Origin of the sequence: Collinsella sp. AM40-7AC, from assembly GCF_003468125.1 — a bacterium.
GTDB classification, from domain to species: domain Bacteria; phylum Actinomycetota; class Coriobacteriia; order Coriobacteriales; family Coriobacteriaceae; genus Collinsella; species Collinsella aerofaciens_O.
In genome coordinates this window covers 115,100-133,407 of the sequence record NZ_QSGK01000006.1, presented here as the reverse complement: position 1 = coordinate 133,407, position 18,308 = coordinate 115,100, and the positions used below count along the sequence as shown (strand labels likewise).

Below are 18,308 nucleotides of genomic sequence, written 5' to 3'. Positions count from 1 at the left end.
GTGCTCCACGCACGGTTAATGCACGAGGCGGTAGAAATTCATCGATGCCGCACCCTCGGCGTGCAGCTCCATCGCCGGAACCGCCGGCGAATAGGTACGGCTCGTAAGTGCCGCCTCGCCGCCATTTGCAAAAATCTCGACCATCGTAGTGTCCGAAAGCACGCGCAGGTCGCGAAGCTCGCTGAGCTCGATCAACCTCTGGTCGCGCCCATAGCCTTCGTCACCCATGTCGAGGGTAAGCATCCCGTCTGCATAGCGCACAAAGACACCCTTGCGGATTTCGAGCTCGATCACCTGGGCGCCCTCACAGGAAACCACAAGATCAAACAGGCGGCCCGGCTCCTCAACGGTTTCACCGCCTGTCGCGCAAACGCAGTCGCCGCGCATCCTCTCAATCTCGTGCACCGGCTGCTGACAGAGCTTACCATCGCGCATGCTCAGTTTTCTCGGCACCGTCAACGCGCACTGCCACCCGCGTGCCACCGTCGGGCTTTTTGCCGTCGCATCGGGGCAACCCGACCACCCGATCATCAAACGCCGACCCGCAGCATCCTCAAAAGACTGCGGTGCGTAGAAATCAAAGCCGGCATCGACCATCGGGGGCATGCCCTGCCCGGCGATCTTAAAACTCGGCGCCTCCCAATCGGCCTCGATGGGAAACCACACGCACTGGTGCGGATTGCGGTAACGCCATCCATCGGCGGACACACCCTGCGGACAGCAAACGAGAATAAGCTCACCATCGAGCTCAAACAGATCGGGGCACTCCCACATAAAGCCAAACTTCTCGCCCAACTCAATGCGCGTCGCATAGCTCCAGTCCTCTAGATTGCTCGAGGTATAGACAAGCACGCAGCCGCGGTCGTCTTTCGTACGAGCGCCCAGAACCATGTAGTAGATACCATCGTGTTCAAGGATTTTGGGATCACGCACGTGCGTACCGATATCGTCGGGGTAATCGACCGGCCCAACAGCTATGCGCTTCTCGCCCAATTCGTCGGGGTTCTCGGCAACCACATGAATCTGGTTTTGCTCACGGCCCGTCAACACGTAGTCGTAATCATCGCGGTCAAAATGCTTGACGTTGCCGGTATAGAAGTAGTGAATCTTGCCGTCGTGTACAAAGGCAGAACCAGAATACGCTCCGCTCGAATCCAAATCGGAATCGGGGAACAGCACAGGGCCGCGATTCTCGTACGTCACAAAATCCTTTGTTGTCAGATGATTCCAAAGCACTGGACCGCCATGCGCAGCATCGAATGGATCGTATTGGTGATAGATGTGATACGTATCACCGATCTGCACCAAACCGTTGGGGTCGTTGAGCCAGCCAAGCTCAGGCTCCACATGGAACAGGAGCCTATCGGGGTCGGACGCGATGCGACCCGCCGTCTCATCCTGTCCGGCACGCCACTGCTCATAGTCCGCGCGTGTCACCTTATTTTTTTGATTAAACATCGCCGTTGACTTTCTCGTCTATGGGGAAGGACGCTCGACTCACACGAGTCGAACGCCCTTCCCCAAATGGACTTATCCTCAGATTACGCTGAACGGCTCAACTAGAAGCTGACATCAAAGCCAGCACCAGCGCCCTCTTCATCAGTGGTCGGCACGCCCTTTGCCTTGTTGTAGGCAAAGATCAAGACGATCGGCACGATAAAGGCGATGAGATTGCCAGCCACATACCACACGAGCGTCTCGGGCGTGACGATGAGCAGGCCAAGCACGCCGGTCAGACCCTGACCGATGGCGCGCACCTCAAAGAGCTTCACGAAGGCACCGCCGCAGCCTGCACCGATGCAAGCGCAGATGAACGGGATGATCGAGTAGCGCATGTTTGCAGCAAAGATTGCGGGCTCGGAGATACCGACCAGCGTCGGGATAAAGGACGACATGCAGATGTTGCGCTCTTTGGAATGCTTCTTGTGAATGAGGTACATGCCGATGGCGCCGCCGCCCTGGGCGATGATGGAAACCGACCAGATGGCCTGGATGTAGTTGAAGCCAGTCGTGGCAACGAGGTTTGCCTCGATACCCTGGATGAACTGATGCGTACCGGTAACGACGAGCGGCTGCAGGAATGCGGCAAAGACAAAGGCACCGAAGACGCCCATCCTGTTGTACAGGATATCGATTACGCCGGCGAGGACGTCGCCGATCAGGTTGCCGAGCGGGCCGAACACGGTGAACAGGGCGACGTTAGCAAGAATCAGGGTAACGGTCGGGACAAAGACGAACGAAACGACCTCGGGGATGTACTTCTGGGCAATCTTCTCGACCTTGGCCATAAACCAGGCAGTCAGGATTGCAGGGAACACGCCGCCCTGGAAAGCAACCATGGGAATGGAGAGCGGACCGAAGTTCCAGTACTCAGCACCCGTCGGGTCCATAACGAACGTGTTACGGTTCATAAGGCTCGGGTGAACCATGACGATACCGACGAGGATGCCCAGGATCGGGTTACCGCCAAAACGCTTGACCGCGCTGTACATAACCAGGACAGGTAGGTAGTCGAAGGTGGTGGCGATAATGGCAAAGAAGCTTGCGAGGTTCTTGAGGAACTCGCTGTGATCGGCGAGGCTGCCCTCCATGCCAAAGAGGCCGTTGGCAACGATCAGCGACTTAAGGCCGATGATGATAGCAGCGCCGACGAAAGCGGGAATGATGGGGATAAAGATGTCCGAGAATACCTTGAGGACCGAGAAGAACTTGCCCTTCTTGTCCGCCTCGGCGCCCTTGACCTCGGAAGCGCTGATCTCCTTAACGCCCGTCAGAGCCATAAACTCATCGTAAACCTTGTTGACGGTACCGGTACCGAAGATGATCATGAGCTGGCCGCTGTTGTACAGCACGCCCTTGACGCCATCGATGTTCTCGAGCTCGGCCTTGTTGTACTTGCTCGTATCCTTGAGCACCAGACGCAGACGCGTAACGCAATGCGTGGCGCCCTCGATGTTCTCCAGACCGCCGACGTTATCGACGACTTGCTGAGACACTACTTTGTAGTCCATGTTCCTCTCCATTCCTTTACGAAAGCATAAGACGTTTTGATGCCATTACAGAGACGCGATCGTTGCATTTGCGCACTTAAGCGTACCGTCGGTGACCGTCAGCGCCACACCCTGGCCCTGCTTATTGCAGAATCGAGCGTTAAGCGCAACATCATCGACAAAGATGGTCGCGATGTCGTCGTCGACGACCAGGCGCACATGATGAGTGCCCTCGCCCTTAAAGAACAACGGACGCTCGAGGCCCATGTTGTTGACCTGGAACCACGGATACTGGGGGGCCGCCGTAAACTCGAGCTTGCCCTCACGCAGGTTGGCGCGGAACTCATAGGCAAGACCGGACTCGGCGTCCTCGGCAAGCTTCACCGAGAAGCCGGCAGCGTCACCGGCGAGCTCGATGTCGGCATCGAGCATATAGGTGGAACCGGCATCCGCGGCGAGCACCTGCTCGACCTTGCCCGACTCGCAGGAGAGCTCAAAGGCCTCGACTGCCTTAGCCTCGCCAAAGGCGCCAAGCATGCTATCAGGAAGCTTGGTGCCGAGCGTTCCGTCGGCACGCTGAACGATCTCGAGGGGCATAAAGGTGCCACCCCACAGGTAAGAGCTGGGGTCGCCGCCCTCGTCACGCGTAGGAACCCAACCAAAGAGAACGCGGCGCTCGCCGTCAAATGCGGTACGCGCGGCATAGTACGCGCGGCCATCGAAGGAATCGTCCGCAGGAGTGATCCAAGGACCGTTGATAGAGCGAGACATGCGGTAACGGGTCTTGTTGCCATCACTGTACTCGGAGAACACCAGATACCACCAGTCGCCCATCTTAAAGAGATCAGGCATCTCGAACATGGTGTACAGGCCCGGATTCCACCAGTCGCCCTGGAACTCCCAGGTATCCAGGTCCTTGGAGGTGAACTTGACCAGACGACCGGTCATCAGACGCTTGTCCTCGCCCACACGCGTGCCGAGGATGAGCATGTACTCTTCGTTCTCCTCATCCCAAAGCACAAAGGGATCGCGCCAGTTGCGGTCATCGTAACCCTCCTGGGGCGGAAGCAGCGTCTCGGCGATGTTCTTCTCCCACTTGACGGCGTCGTCACTCGTTGCGTGAAGAAGAACCTGCTTCATCAAGCGTGCCTTGACCTTATCGCGATTGCAACCAGTGTAGAGCGCATGGTACTTGTCGCCCACCTTAAACACCGTGCCGGCATAAACATACTGGTCGACTTCCTCGTCGCCGCCACGCTCAAGGCTCTCGCCAAAGTCTTTGTAATTGACGAAGTCCTTGGTTGTCGCGAGTGCCCAGCCAAACGGCTCTCCGAAAGGTCCGGGGTTTCGCGTGTCACGCTGATGATAGAGATAGAACGTGCCGTCCTCGCCGTACGGCATGATGTCGCCTACCCAAATTCCCTCAGGCTGGTAATACACCTTGTGCATCCGAGACTTCCTTTCTCACGAGATACTAACTCGGTACAACTGCAAGATATGTCAATCGTTTTCATATGTCAAACGTTTTCACACCAATACGTCTTTTCGCAGTTCCAGTCGTCGGCAAACGGTTGACATATGCCGGCGAACGGTCATCAGAGGTGTTTGAGGAATTCTTTTGGCACGGGATGAACTACGCGGTTTTACCCTCAATGAGTTCAACGGGGAGCTTGATATTCGATTCGGGCTTTTCGCCGTTAATAAGAGCAATGATGGATTGCGCCGCGAGCTCTCCGATGCGATCGATATCTTGGCGTACGGTTGTTAAGTCAGGCATAAACGTCATAGTGCGGCGGGCACCATCCGCGCCCACGACCTTAATATCGCCCGGAGCGCTCAAGCCGCGCTGCTTCATCACGTTAAGACAGATAGCCGCCATCGTGTCGTCTCCCGCAAAGATGCCGTCAATATCGGGGTTCTCATCGAGGATCTTCGCAACGACCGCGCTCTTTTCGTCGTCGGGCTTAACGAACTCGACCTCACGGACAAGCGCGGGCAAACCGGCCTGCTCAACAACATCGAGGTAGGCATCGGTACGCTTATTGGCAGGCATGCGCATGCGGCTATTGCTGCGCAGGCACAGGATGCGCGAACACCCGTCATCGATCAGGCGACGCGTGGCAAGTTCGCCGATACTATAGCTGTCGCTCGCAATCTGAACAGAGGCCTCGCCAAGGTCGCAGTCGATACCAACCAGACTCAAACCCATCTCGGCATACGCCTCGGCACCGATATTAAGCGAGTTGACAATGACGCCATCAACCATATTGCGCCGAAGCATATCGATATAAGAACGCTCAAGATCAGGTCGATTGGCACTATTGCACAGCAGCATCTTAAAACCGTTTTCGGCCAGGGTACGCTCAACGGCTTGAACCGCTTGTGCATGAAACGGGCTGCTGACATAGGGGACGATCATACCTATTAGATTCAGGCGACCGTTGAGCATGGCACGGGCGATATCGTTGGGCGTATAGTTGATGCGCTTCATCGCGGCATGGACCTTATCGCGGGTCTCTTGGCTAATATAGCCGCGATTATTAAGCACGCGAGATACCGTAGTAGGCGAAACCCCCGCCACCGCTGCAACTTCCTTGATGCCAGGCTTAGCTGAATCCTTAGAACGAGCGCCCTCGCGAGCCATAGCAACCTCCCCCATCAACATGTCATACGTTTACATACGAACAAAGCATACCCCAACAACAGCGGGAAGACGGTAACAGCACAAGTAAGTAAACGACTCATCCAAATAATTAGGAGAGTTCCGCCTAAAGGGTGACTCCAAAGGACCCCACATGGCCGGTTTTGGGTTATTTTCCAAAACATCCCGCAGGACGCAAAGAGGCTCCGCCGCGCAACGCGCGCAGCGGAGCCTCTTTGCATGTCCGAGGACGTTTTGGGAAATAACCCAAAACCGGCCCCAGTAATCCTACAGGAGTTGAACCCTTTAGAACTTGTCGTGGAAGGTACGCGAAATGACCTCGTCCTGCTGCTCCTTGGTGAGCGTGTGGAAGTTCACGGCGTAGCCGGAAACGCGAATGGTCAGCTGCGGGTACTTCTCGGGGTGAGCCTGAGCGTCGAGCAGCGTCTCACGGTTGAAGACGTTGATGTTCAGGTGGTGGCCACCCTTCTCGGCGTAAGCGTCGAGCATGTGGACCAGGTTATCGGCCTGAGTCTCGGAAACTTCAGAAACCTTCATAATGTGTCTCCTTCGATCGATAGGCGCCGGCCGAAACCGGCGCACTAATCAGTAATCGTTATTGTTAGTATAGCACTAACAATAGTTACTCGCCCAGCTGATCAAGGTCGATATCGCCAAAGAACACCTGGTCCTCCTTGCCGAGCGCACCCGGGATGATGGAGAAGGTGTTGGAGATGCCGTCCTGAGCATCGCGGAACGGGAGCTTGGAAACCGAAGACAGCGAAGCGATGGCGCCGTGGCTATCGCGCTTGTGCATGGGGTTAGCACCCGGGGCGAAGGGCTGGCCAGCCTTGCGGCCATCAGGCGTAGAACCGGTCTTCTTGCCGTACACGACGTTGGAGGTGATGGTCAGAACCGAGGTCGTGGGCACGGAGTTGCGGTAGGTGTCGTTCATGCGGATGTACTCCATGAACTGGTGCACAACGTCGTGAGCGATCTGGTCGACGCGGTCGTCGTCGTTACCGTACTTGGGGAACTCGCCCTCGGTCTCGAAGTCGACGATGATGCCGTTCTCGTCACGGACGGGGTGGACCTTGGCGTACTTGATGGCGGACAGGGAGTCAGCCACGACGGAAAGGCCAGCGATACCCGTAGCGAACCAGCGGTGCACGTGCTTGTCATGCAGAGCCATCTGGATGCGCTCGTAGCAGTACTTGTCGTGCATGTAGTGAATGATGTTCAGCGAGTTGACGTACACGCCAGCGAGCCACTTCATCATGTCGTTGTACTTGGCCACAACGTCGTCGTAATCGAGCGTATCGCCCTCGACGGCGCGATACTTGGGGCCGACCTGCTTCTTGGAGACCTCGTCAACACCGCCGTTGAGTGCGTAGAGCAGGCACTTGGCCAGGTTGGCACGGGCGCCGAAGAACTGCATCTCCTTGCCAATGCGCATGGAGGACACGCAGCAGGCGATGCCGTAGTCGTCGCCGTGGTAAACGCGCATGAGGTCGTCGTTCTCGTACTGGATCGAGGAGCTGGCGACAGAAGTCTTGGCGCAGAACTTCTTGAAGTTCTCGGGCAGACGGGTCGACCACAGAACGGTCATGTTGGGCTCGGGGCTGGTGCCCATGTTCTCGAGCGTGTGCAGGTAGCGGTAGCTCATCTTGGTAACGAGCGTACGGCCGTCAACACCCATGCCGCCGATGGACTCGGTGACCCACTGCGGATCGCCGGTAAACAGGGCCTGGTACTCGGGGGTACGGGCAAACTTGACCATGCGGAGCTTCATGATGAAGTGATCCACGAACTCCTGGATCTGCTCCTCGGTGAAGGTACCGTTGGCAAGGTCGCGCTCAGCGTAGATGTCGATGAACGTAGAGGTACGGCCGATGGACATAGCGGCGCCGTTCTGCTCCTTGACGGAAGCCAGGTAGGCGAAGTACATCCACTGGATGGCCTCCTGCGTGTTGGTAGCAGGGTTGGAAATGTCGAAACCATAGGTCTCGGCCATCATCTTGAGCTCACCGAGGGCGCGGATCTGCTCCTGCAGCTCCTCACGATCGCGGATGTTGTCGGCGGTCATGACCGTCGGGGTGGAAGCCTTCTGGGCCTCCTTGTCCTTGATCAGGTAGTCGACACCGTACAGGGCGACACGACGGTAGTCGCCGATGATGCGGCCGCGGCCATAGCCATCGGGCAGACCGGTGATGATGTGGGCCGAACGGCAGGCGCGCATCTCGGGGGTGTAGACATCGAAGACGCCGGCGTTGTGGGTCTTGCGCTCGAAGGTGTAGCGCTCGACAACGTTCTCGTCGATCTTGTAGCCGTGCTGGCTGGCAGCCTGGCAAGCGATGCGGATACCGCCGTTGACGTGCAGCGCGCGCTTGAGCGGCTTGTCGGTCTGGAGGCCGACGATGGTCTCCTTGTCGCGATGGGCGTTATCGATGTAGCCAGCGGGGTGGCTCACGATACCCGTAACGGTCTTGGTGTCCATATCGAGGACACCGCCCTGCTCGCGCTCCTTAAGCAGCAGGTCGAGAACCTCGCCCCACAGCTCCTTGGTACGCTCGGTTGGGCCGGCGAGGAACGACTCGTCGCCCTCGTAGGGGGTGTAGTTCTTCTGGATGAAGTCTCGGACGTCAACTTCTCCCGTCCAGATGCCTTCCTTGAAGCCTTCCCATGCCTCCTGCATTGTGTAACCACGCTCCTAGTTACGTGTAATGCGGCGCTCTCTCACACCGCTGCTTATTGAATTCTTGAATGTTCGGCTTGCACTACCGGCTTCTTCCGTTCTTCACCACACGTTGGTGCAGGGAAAACGTTTGTCCACCTTGGAACTACAACCCAAAACCCAAGATTTCACCCGTTTGAGAAGGATAACATAGCGACCCTCTCCATCTGGGCTGTTATATGTTTCTTTTTTTATATCATAAAGGCGTTTTTTACAAACCCGCAGGAAATGCGAGCGCTAACAACTACCGTTCACCGATTTGTTTGGTATTTTTCCTTGCCTTTGTACGACGTTCACTCTAGCTGTTATGCCAGCTTTAGCAGGGTAAAGTGTTCCAGAGACCCTACAGAAACTGCAGGGCGGCCACGGGATCCCCCGTGGCCGCCCTGTGGCGTGACTAGTTTTTAGCTTTGATTGCCGCTTGGCATTAGGCGGCTGAGGCGGCCTTGTCGGTCGTTGCCTTGCTGTTGCTCTGCTGGCCCTCAAAATGCTTGTAGCACCAGCTGGTGACCAGCGGGGTCAAAATAGCAGTCACGATTGCACAGGCAGCAATCTGTGCCGTGGCCGTCGCGAGCACCACACCGCCGTACAAGGCCTCGTTGACGCTTGCCATGGCAGCAGGCGTGGCCACATTGGCTCCGGCGCAGCTCGAAATGGCCGCACCTGCGACACCCGTACCGCCTGTGAGCTTATCGACCGCGATAACGGGAATTGCAAAGACCACCGAGCAGATCACGCCGAGCAGAATACCGGGGAGACCGCCATTAATGAGCTGGCCAAAGGTCATGGTCGAGCCCATGGCAAAGAAGACGAGCACGATGACGGCGGAAAGTGCCGGTGCCATCATCTTCTTAAAGCTCGGAAACAGGTTACCCAGAATAATGCCGACGACGATTGGCAGGATGGCACCCACCAGCGACCAGCCGATCGGGGCCTGGCCGGCGGCGCCGAGCACGATCATCGTTACCGGAGGGCCGACAACCAGCGTGGTGATGGCGACGGCGCCACGCTCGGCTTCATTGCCCATGGTGCCCATCAGTCCAGCGTACATAGCGTTGTTGGCGCCGGTGCAAGCCGCCAGCATCACCATGGCAGAGATGCCAAACAGGTTGTCGTTGAACACATAAAGGATGAGCAGCGACACGGCAACGACCACAATCTGCTTGACGGCGATGATGATGGCGCCGCGGGCAGCGGCGGCAGGAGCACTCTTAAACGAAATCGTCGTACCGACGATAAGCAAAAAAGCGCCCACGAGCGGGCCTGCGCCCTGCTGGGTCATGCCAAGCGTAAAGCTACCGAGCGTTTTGAATAGGTCGGGGAATAGCGTGTTGAGCAGGCAGCCCAGCAAAAGCGGCACCAAAATATTGGCACCCGGGATGGAGGACATCTTAAAGAACGGCTCCTTTGCCGCCGGCGCCTCCACCGCAGTCGATTCACTCATATATATCTCCTTTGGATGCATGCGAATCGTAGCCGCACGCGCCTTTGTCAGAAAGAAGGCGACGGTCCCGAGTCGCAGGAGCCGTCGCCGAATTAACGTCGCGGGGTATTACCCGTCCAGAACGATGCCACCGTCGCAGTCACCGATCTCGCCGTTCACGAAGCTAGCGAGGTCGGAAGCGAAGAAGAGCACCATCTGCGCAGGCTCGCTGGCCTGGGCGGCGCGGCCCAGAGGAATACCGTTGATGATGCGCTGAGAGTTCTCGTCAGAGAGAATCGAGGTCATATCGGTAAGGGTGAGCGACGGGCACACGGCGTTGCAGCGGACGCCAAACTTGCCGCCTTCCTTGGCGACTGCCTTGGTTAGACCGTTAACACCGGCTTTGGAGCTGGCGTAGGCAGCGGTGCCGAGCAGGCCGCCGCCGATCTTGCCAGCAACAGAGCTCACGTTGACGATAGTGCCGGCATGGGCCGCCTTAAAGTGCGGGTACACGGCGTTCATCATGGTAAAGGTGCCGTTGAGGTTGATGTCGATGGTGCGACGCCACTCGGTGTCATCGATCTCGTCGAACTTCTTGGTGCTGATGACGCCAGCGCAGTTGATCAGGATGTTGGTTTGCGGCAGGTCCGTAAAAATCTGCTCGACGGTCTCACGCGCCTTAGGCGCATCGGCAACATCGAGCTGATAGAACTTGTTGCCCTCGCCAAGCTCGGCCACAGCGGCCTCGCCCTTGGCAGCGTTCCTTGCGATGAGCGCGACGTGTCCGCCGCCCGCGACGATGCCCTTGGCGATCTCGAGGCCAATGCCCTGAGTGCCACCCGTGACAATCGCGGTCTTGCCCGTGAAGTCAAATGCCATGACTCCATCCCCCTTTATATAAGGTGTCTCCTTGCGGGAAGTTGGAGCATCGCACGTGGCGATAAATGAGTCCCAGTCGTCATGGTGGTGACAACCCCTCGCCTAACCGCGGGCATAATAGTTCTTTGAAACGCTTCAGCAATTGAATTTTTTAACTCTTTATGCGCTCTTTATATTGCCCACTGAATGAGGCCCGAATATGCGGGTATCATCTTTCACCGAAAATAGTTTCTAGTGTTAGGGGTTTTCGGTGGAAGATACCGATTTCCATGAGCTTGGGCGTCAGCTCTTAACTGAGTTTGGCAGCATGCATCATCGCATTTCACGCTCTGCGGACAAAGCTCTCGGCGGCGAGATGGCTGTCATGCGCGCCCTCATGCTCGCTGGCGGTTCGCTCACGCCGAGCGAACTCGCAAATTGCGCCTGGGTCTCGAGTGCCCGCATCGCCAATATCTTACGCACTCTCGAAGCCAAGGGCTGGGTCGAGCGCGAGCACTCAAAGACCGACCGTCGTCGTGTACACGTCACGATGACCGATAAGGGATTCCAGAATCTCGAAATCAAACGTCGGGAATTCGAGGAGCGCACCGCGGCCTTCCTCGAGCAGCTCGGCGAAACAGATACCCAAGAGATGGTGCGTCTTCTAAGGCGTGCCAACGAAATTATCGACCGCAATCAAGAAAGGAGAGATGCCGAGTGAGGATTCTCAAGCTCTTTAAAAAGCATGTCCTGGCACTGTTCACAGCCATCGTACTTATCGTAATCAGCTGCAACGCCGATCTGGCACTGCCTACCTACATGAGCGACATCGTCGACGTGGGCGTACAGCAAGGCGGCATCGCCTCGCCCGTGCCCGACACCATTCGTGCCGAATCACTCGATGACCTTGAGCTCTTTATGAGCACCAAGGACGCCAAAGCTGTGGAGGCCGTGTTTAGCAAGGCTGACAAAAAAGGCATTCGAACGTACAAGGGCACCGAGGAAGAGCGTGCCGATGGCGGCAAGATTGCCGACATTATGAGCCTGCCCGAGACCGTCGTCCTTTCTCTCAACCAGGGCATCGACGCCAGCTCCATGGGCGACATGACCGGCGCATCCACCGAGGCAAGCAATGGCGGCGGCGCCCAGGCCATGCCCACCCCCGAGCAGATGGCGGCAATGACGCCCGAGCAGCTCGCCGAGATGCAGCAGAAGGCCACAGCGGCGCAAAACATGCAAAAGCAGATTGATGCCGACGGCGGCAAGATCACCATGAAGAGTCTGCGCCTAGTTGTCGAGGGCGGTCTGGTAGACCAAAGCAAGCTCGTCGAGGGCGCCAACCAAATGGCGGACAAAATGGGCTCCATGTCGGGCTCCATCGTGACCCAACGCGCCGTGAGCTATGTGCAAGACGAGTACAAGGCGCAGGGTATCGACCCCGCCGACGTGCAGAACGCCTACCTGGGCCGCATGGCGACCACGATGTTTGGTCTGTGCCTGATCTCACTGGTCGCCACCATCCTAACCGGCGCCGTGGCCTCGCGCACCGCCTGTTCCATCGCACGCGACCTGCGCCGCGAGACCTTCAACAAGGTCATGCACTTCTCGCCGGCCGAGGTGGGCAAGTTTAGCCAGGCCTCGCTCATCACTCGCTGCACCAACGACATTCAGCAGATTCAGATGGCCGCAACCCTGTTTATCCGCATGTGCCTCATGGCGCCCGTCATGGGCATCGTCGCCGTCATGCGCGTCCTGGCCAACCACACCGGCCTGGAGTGGACCATCGCCGTGGCCATCATCGCGGTCTCGGCCGTCGTCGGCGTGCTTATGGGCCTCACCATGCCCAAGTTCAAAAAGATGCAGAGCTTTGTGGACCGCGTGAACCTTACCGCCCGCGAGCTGCTCGACGGCCTTATGCCCATCCGCTCGTTTAACCGCGAGGAGCATGAGCTCGAGCGCTTTGACCAGGCGTCCCTCGACCTGATGACCACGCAGCTCTACACCAACCGCGCCATGAGCTTTATGATGCCGCTCATGATGCTCGTCATGAACTGCATCACCGTGCTTATCGTCTGGTTTGGCGCGCAGGGCGTGTCCGACGGCGTGATGCAGGTCGGCAACATGATGGCGTTCATCTCCTACACCATGCAGATCGTCATGGCGTTTATGATCCTCACCATGGTTTCGGTTATCCTGCCCCGCGCCGAGGTCGCAGCAGAGCGCGTGGAAGAGGTCATCACCTGCCCCACGAGCATCAACGACCCTGCCTCGCCCAAACTGCCCGCAGCCAGCGCGCCGCGCGGTGAGCTCACCTTCCGCGACGTGAGCTTCCAGTACCCCGATGCCCGCGCCGATGTCATCAGCGGCGTGAACTTCACCACACATGCCGGCCAGATGCTCGGCATCATTGGCTCAACGGGTTCGGGCAAGTCCACGCTCGTGCAGCTGATTCCGCGCCTGTACGACGTCACGGGCGGCAGCATTTCGCTCGACGGCATCGACGTGCGCGACATGACCCTTTCCGAGCTGCGCCACCGCATTGGTTACATCCCGCAGCAGGGTCGCCTGTTCTCGGGCACCGTCGAGAGCAACCTCAAGTTTGCCGGCGACATGGTGAGCGATGATGATATGCGCCAGGCGGCACGCATCGCCCAGGCCGAGGACTTTATCGCCGAGCGCGAGGGCGGCTACGACTCCCCCATCAGCCAGGGCGGCTCCAATATTTCGGGTGGTCAGCGCCAACGCCTGGCCATTGCCCGCGCGTTGGCCAAAAAGCCCGAGGTCGTGGTGTTCGATGACTCGTTTAGCGCCCTCGACTACAAGACCGACGCGCGCCTGCGCGAGGAGCTGGCCAAAAACGTCACCGACGCCGCACTCGTGGTCGTGGCCCAGCGCATCGCGACCATCATGCACGCCGACCAGATCATCGTGCTCGACGACGGTCACGTAGTGGGCACCGGCACGCACGAGGAGCTGCTGCACGGCTGCCCGGCGTACCTGGAGATTGCACAGTCGCAGCTTTCCGCCGAGGAGCTGGGGCTTACCCAAGAAGAAATTGCAGCCGTCATGGAAGGAGGCGAGCGCTAATGGCAGACGAGACCAAGACTCAGATTCCCAAGCCCACCCGCCAGCGTGGTCCCATGGGCCGCATGGGTGGCATGCGCCGTGGCGAAAAGGCCAAGGACTTTAAGGGCACCATGAGGCAGCTGCTCGGCTATATCGGCCAGCACAAGATTGCCGTGTTTGCCGCCGTCGCCTTTGCCGTGTGCTCGGTCATCTTTAACATTGTGGGGCCCAAGGTGCTCGGCCAGGTTACGACTAAGCTGTTCGAGGGCTTGGTTGCCAAGGTCAACGGCACCGGCGATGTCGACTTTGCCTGGATCGCCAAGACGCTCGGCTTTTTGCTCTGTCTGTATCTGGCGAGCTCTGCCTGCAGCCTGATCCAAGGCTGGCTCATGACCGGCGTCACGCAAAAGATTTGTTATCGCATGCGCAAGGAGATCGCCGCCAAGATCGCCGTCGTTCCGATGAGTTACTTCAACGGCCACAGCAAGGGCGACGTACTCAGTCGCATCACCAACGACGTCGATACGCTCGGCCAGTCGCTCAACCAGAGCGTGACGCAGCTCATCACGTCTGTCACGCAGATTATCGGCGTGCTCGTCATGATGCTGTCGATCAGTCTGCCGCTCACCGGCGTCACCGTGCTCACGCTGCCGGCAGCCGCGATTATCCTGACCGTGATGATTCACTTCTCGCAGCCGTACTTCCGCGAGCAACAGCAAGTCCTGGGCGCCGTCAACGGCATTATCGAGGAGGACTTTGCCGGCCAGAATGTCATTCAGGTGTTCGACCGCGCCGAGGCCTCAATCGAGGAGTTCGACCGTCAAAACGACCGCCTCTTTATTAGCGGCTGGCGCTCGCAGTTCCTGTCGGGCCTGATGATGCCGCTTATGAGTCTGGTGGGCAACATGGGCTACGTGGGCGTCGTCGTGGTGGGTGCGCAGCTCGCGCTGACCGGCAACGCCACGCCCGGCGACATCCAGAGCTTTATCCAGTACGTGCGCAACTTTACGCAGCCGGTGCAGCAGCTGGGCAACGTGAGCAACACGATGCAGTCGATGGCCGCTGCCACCGAGCGCGTCTTTGAGTTCCTCGCCGCGCCCGAGGAGGAGCAGAAGGCCGACGCCCAGATTCCCGAGAAGCGCCCCGGCCACGTTGAGTTCGACCACGTCAAGTTTGGCTACACGCCCGACAAGACCATCATCCACGACTTTAGCTGCGAGGCGCAGCCCGGCCAAACCATTGCCATCGTCGGCCCCACCGGCGCCGGCAAGACCACGCTCATTAAGCTGCTGCAGCGCTTTTACGACGTGGACGGCGGTTCGCTGCGCGTCGAAGGCGTCGACGTGCGCGACTGGGACCGCGCGGCGCTGCGCGGCGAGTTTGCCATGGTGCTGCAGGACACCTGGCTGTTTAACGGCACCATCCGCGAGAACATCCGCTACGGACGCCCCGATGCGACCGACGCCGAGGTCGAGGCCGCCGCACGCGCCGCACGCTGCGACCACTTTATCCATACGCTCGCCGGCGGCTACGACTTTATGATCAATGAGGAGGGCACCAACCTCTCACAGGGCCAGCGCCAACTCGTGACCATCGCCCGCGCCATTTTGGCCGACCGTCCGGCGCTGATTTTGGACGAGGCGACTTCCAACGTCGATACCCGTACCGAGGAGCTTATTCAGCGCGCCATGGATGCGCTGATGCAGGGCCGCACGAGCTTTGTCATCGCGCATCGCCTGTCCACGATCCGCAACGCCGACGTGATCTTGGTGATTCGCGACGGCGACATCGTCGAGAAGGGCACGCACGACGAGCTGCTCGCCCAAGGCGGCTTCTACGCCGACCTGTACAATTCGCAGTTCGACGAAGCGGCGTAAATTCTGCCGCAGGGAACGAATAACGCCCGAGAACGGGGGCGCAGGACAGCCTGCGCCCCCGTTTTTTGTTCTGCGGCCCTCGAACCGCCTCCCCTGGGACCTGATTGACGCCCTCCCTCAAGGCCCCGTGGACAAAAAATGGCAAATATGAGTACTGTCACCTTTTTAGTAACAGCCAAAACTGCCCCAAACGACCTCATTGCGGCCTAGATATGCCTTCAAATTGATCAAAATGCCCGGTAGCATGCTTCTGTGTGCCAACGTTAATGAACATATTTACTGTTGTGTCTAATATCTTATAAGGTCGATATGATACTAAGCTAGCAACAGTACTCATATTTGCCATTTTTTGTCCACGGGGTATGCCGCAGAAGATCCAACTTGCTCCAGCATGTCGTACGCCGGTCCCCCCTTCCGGCGAGTGCCGACATTTCCCCAGATAAAACCGACCAAAATAAACCTGTCCCTTTTCGGCAGGTTTCGCTTGCACTTTAGCGTGCGACAGCGGATAATGCCGAGCATTCGAGAATTCGCCAATTGTTGCTGTTAATTGATAAAGGAGGCCCCGTATGGCCATGGAATTCAAACGCAGGCTGCCGATTCCCATGGAGATCCGCGAGGAAATGCCGCTTTCTGCCGAGCTTACCGCCAAAAAGCAGGCATTTGACGCCGAGGTCGCCAAAGTCTTTACCGGCGAGGACGCACGTAAGGTGCTCATCATCGGCCCGTGCTCTGCCGACCGCGAGGATTCGGTGCTTGAGTACATGAACCGCCTGGTCAAGACCGCCGAGGAGGTCAAGGACAAGCTCATCATCATTCCGCGCGTCTACACCAATAAGCCGCGCACCAAGGGCACCGGCTACAAGGGCCTTCTGCACAACCCCAACCCCGAGGCTCCCGACGACCTGCTCGAGGGCGTCAAGGCCATCCGCCATATGCACCTGCGTGTTATTGAGGAAACGGGCTTCTTCACCGCCGACGAGATGCTCTATCCGTCCAATTACCAGTACCTCGTTGACCTGCTGAGCTATGTTGCCGTGGGTGCACGCTCGGTCGAGAACCAGGAGCATCGCCTGGTGTCGAGCGGCATTTCGGTACCCGTGGGTATGAAGAACCCCACCGCCGGCTCCACCACCGTTATGCTCAACTCCATTTACGCCGCGCAGGCGCACCAGAGCTTCATCTTCCGCAACTGGGAGGTCGAGTGCGACGGCAATCCGCTCGCGCACGCCGTTATGCGTGGCTACATCGGCCTCGATGGGCGCACCTACCCCAATTACCACTACGAGCATCTGGAGCGCATGGCCGAGCGCTATACCGAGCACGCCGGCTATGCCAATCCCGCAGCGGTCATCGACTGCAACCACGACAACTCGGGCAAGCGTCCGCTGGAGCAGTATCGCATTTGCAAGGAGGTGCTCGACAGCTGCCGCCGCAACGAGTCCATCTCCAAGCTGGTCAAGGGCTTTATGATCGAGTCTTACCTTGAGGACGGCAACCAGCCGGTCGATGGCGGCGTCTTTGGCAAGTCGATCACCGACCCGTGCCTGGGCTGGGAAAAGACCGACTACCTCATCCACGAGATCGCAGAGCGTGTCTAGGTTCCGCCGTTCTACCGAACGGCGGACCTGCCGACGCTGCAAACCCGCCAGAGCGGCAATCTGCCTTTCAACTTCGGCGGCATGACCAGAAGGTCAATGCCGCCTTGTTTCAAGGCACCTTGCTCACTCTGGCGGGTTTTCGCTGACTTCGCCAAAACATCGGCGTTGCAAAACTTGGCGAGGTGGCACTTGGGGATGCGGCAGTTGGGGACGTTCCTTTCCTGCCGGCAGTCTGGGACATTCCTTAGGGTAGTCGTTGGGGACGCTCTTGTTTGACTAGTCGTTTAAGAACGTCCCCAATGACTATCTCTCCGCCCCCGTGGAATCGGGGGTCGTCTACCGAATGGTTGATGCGGCGGCCCTGCGGCCATGCCACACTCATAGATGGCCTGACCCAACTTGGAAGGAGCCTCCATGAGCCTTGACAACGTAACCCTGCGCGCCGCCACGCTCGATGACCTTGCCGGCATCGCCGCCATCTACAACCGGCTGTGGTGCAATACGCTGCGCAACCGCGGCGACGTCGAAGCCGCCGATTTCTGCGCGCGCTTTAACATTGCCATGCAGCTGCAGCGCTCCCCCATCGCGCTTGTCGCCGAGGCCGAGGGCCGCATTATCGCCGCCTGCTGCATCGGCATCTTCGAAGACGGCAAGCCGCGTACCAGCCCCACGTGGGTACCCTGCTACGACGAGATGTTCGCCCAGGCAACCGAGATGGCGAAGACCGCCGACGCCAAGCTCGAGGGCTCGCTCTTTGGCGACAGCCGCGAGAAGGCCACGGCCGACCGCTTTGCCGCCACGGGCAATGAGTATGCCCAGGGCCAGCTCAACCTCATCATCATCGTGCCCGAGTGGCAGGGCAAGGGGCTCGGCCGCGCGCTCATCGACCTTGCGCGCGCCGAGCTCGCCAAGGCAGGCTGCACCAAATTCTTCCTGATGAGCGACTGCAACTCCGACTGGCAGTTTTACGAGCACCTCAACATGAAGCGCATCCTAGAGGACCACAGCCAAGACACCGGTGACGGATTTATCGTCTATATGTACGGAGGCACGCTCTAAGTACCCCTTCAATCAAGGTGCGCCGGGCACCCGGCCCTTGGCCTCTGCCCAGGAATAAC

At 58.5% G+C, this 18,308-nt stretch carries 13 protein-coding genes; 5 read left to right on the top strand and 8 right to left on the bottom strand.

The window, feature by feature from the left end; genetic code table 11:
* Positions 1-15: 15 nt before the first annotated feature.
* The 8 genes from DW892_RS06725 to DW892_RS06690 form a co-directional block, all read right to left on the bottom strand.
* Positions 16-1,458 carry a glycoside hydrolase family 32 protein gene (locus DW892_RS06725; RefSeq protein WP_117766532.1) on the bottom strand — a complete coding sequence of 481 codons (1,443 nt, stop codon included), beginning with the start codon at positions 1,456-1,458 and terminating at the stop codon, positions 16-18.
* Positions 1,459-1,559: 101 nt separating this feature from the next.
* Complete coding sequence (locus DW892_RS06720; protein WP_040358954.1) at positions 1,560-3,011, bottom strand: PTS transporter subunit EIIC; 1,452 nt, start codon at positions 3,009-3,011, stop codon at positions 1,560-1,562.
* A 45-nt stretch (positions 3,012-3,056) separates the two neighbouring features.
* A complete protein-coding gene (locus DW892_RS06715) occupies positions 3,057-4,439 on the bottom strand; it encodes a family 43 glycosylhydrolase (RefSeq protein ID WP_117743236.1) in 1,383 nt (460 codons plus the stop codon).
* Between the two features lie 184 nt (positions 4,440-4,623).
* Positions 4,624-5,634 carry a LacI family DNA-binding transcriptional regulator gene (locus DW892_RS06710; protein ID WP_233504626.1) on the bottom strand — a complete coding sequence of 337 codons (1,011 nt, stop codon included), beginning with the start codon at positions 5,632-5,634 and terminating at the stop codon, positions 4,624-4,626.
* 303 nt (positions 5,635-5,937) lie between these two features.
* Positions 5,938-6,189, bottom strand: coding sequence for an autonomous glycyl radical cofactor GrcA3 (gene grcA3 / locus DW892_RS06705; protein WP_117583521.1), 252 nt, complete (start codon positions 6,187-6,189; stop codon positions 5,938-5,940).
* Positions 6,190-6,274: 85 nt separating this feature from the next.
* Positions 6,275-8,326: a formate C-acetyltransferase gene (pflB, locus tag DW892_RS06700; protein ID WP_117758359.1), complete on the bottom strand. Its 2,052-nt coding sequence runs from the start codon at positions 8,324-8,326 to the stop codon at positions 6,275-6,277.
* A gap of 466 nt (positions 8,327-8,792) precedes the next feature.
* A complete protein-coding gene (locus tag DW892_RS06695) occupies positions 8,793-9,809 on the bottom strand; it encodes a 2-keto-3-deoxygluconate permease (protein WP_233546858.1) in 1,017 nt (338 codons plus the stop codon).
* Positions 9,810-9,917: 108 nt separating this feature from the next.
* On the bottom strand, positions 9,918-10,667 hold the full coding sequence (locus DW892_RS06690) for an SDR family NAD(P)-dependent oxidoreductase (protein WP_006234857.1): 750 nt from the start codon (positions 10,665-10,667) through the stop codon (positions 9,918-9,920).
* Positions 10,668-10,917: 250 nt separating this feature from the next.
* Between DW892_RS06690 and DW892_RS06685 the strand changes: the two genes are divergently transcribed.
* The 5 genes from DW892_RS06685 (at position 10,918) to DW892_RS06665 (ending at position 18,249) form a co-directional block, all read left to right on the top strand.
* Positions 10,918-11,367, top strand: a complete 450-nt coding sequence (locus tag DW892_RS06685; protein WP_117766526.1) for a MarR family winged helix-turn-helix transcriptional regulator — start codon at positions 10,918-10,920, stop codon at positions 11,365-11,367.
* Positions 11,364-13,733 (top strand): ABC transporter ATP-binding protein, encoded by a 2,370-nt coding sequence (locus DW892_RS06680; RefSeq protein WP_117766525.1) that lies wholly within the window; start codon positions 11,364-11,366, stop codon positions 13,731-13,733. Before DW892_RS06685 ends, DW892_RS06680 begins: the two co-directional genes overlap by 4 nt.
* Positions 13,733-15,589: an ABC transporter ATP-binding protein gene (locus DW892_RS06675; protein ID WP_117637028.1), complete on the top strand. Its 1,857-nt coding sequence runs from the start codon at positions 13,733-13,735 to the stop codon at positions 15,587-15,589. The genes DW892_RS06680 and DW892_RS06675 overlap by 1 nt, the downstream gene beginning before the upstream one ends.
* A 569-nt stretch (positions 15,590-16,158) precedes the next feature.
* A complete protein-coding gene (locus DW892_RS06670; RefSeq protein ID WP_117766523.1) occupies positions 16,159-17,190 on the top strand; it encodes a 3-deoxy-7-phosphoheptulonate synthase in 1,032 nt (343 codons plus the stop codon).
* Positions 17,191-17,604: 414 nt separating this feature from the next.
* A complete protein-coding gene (locus DW892_RS06665) occupies positions 17,605-18,249 on the top strand; it encodes a GNAT family N-acetyltransferase (RefSeq protein WP_117766521.1) in 645 nt (214 codons plus the stop codon).
* The last annotated feature ends 59 nt before the right edge of the window (positions 18,250-18,308 follow it).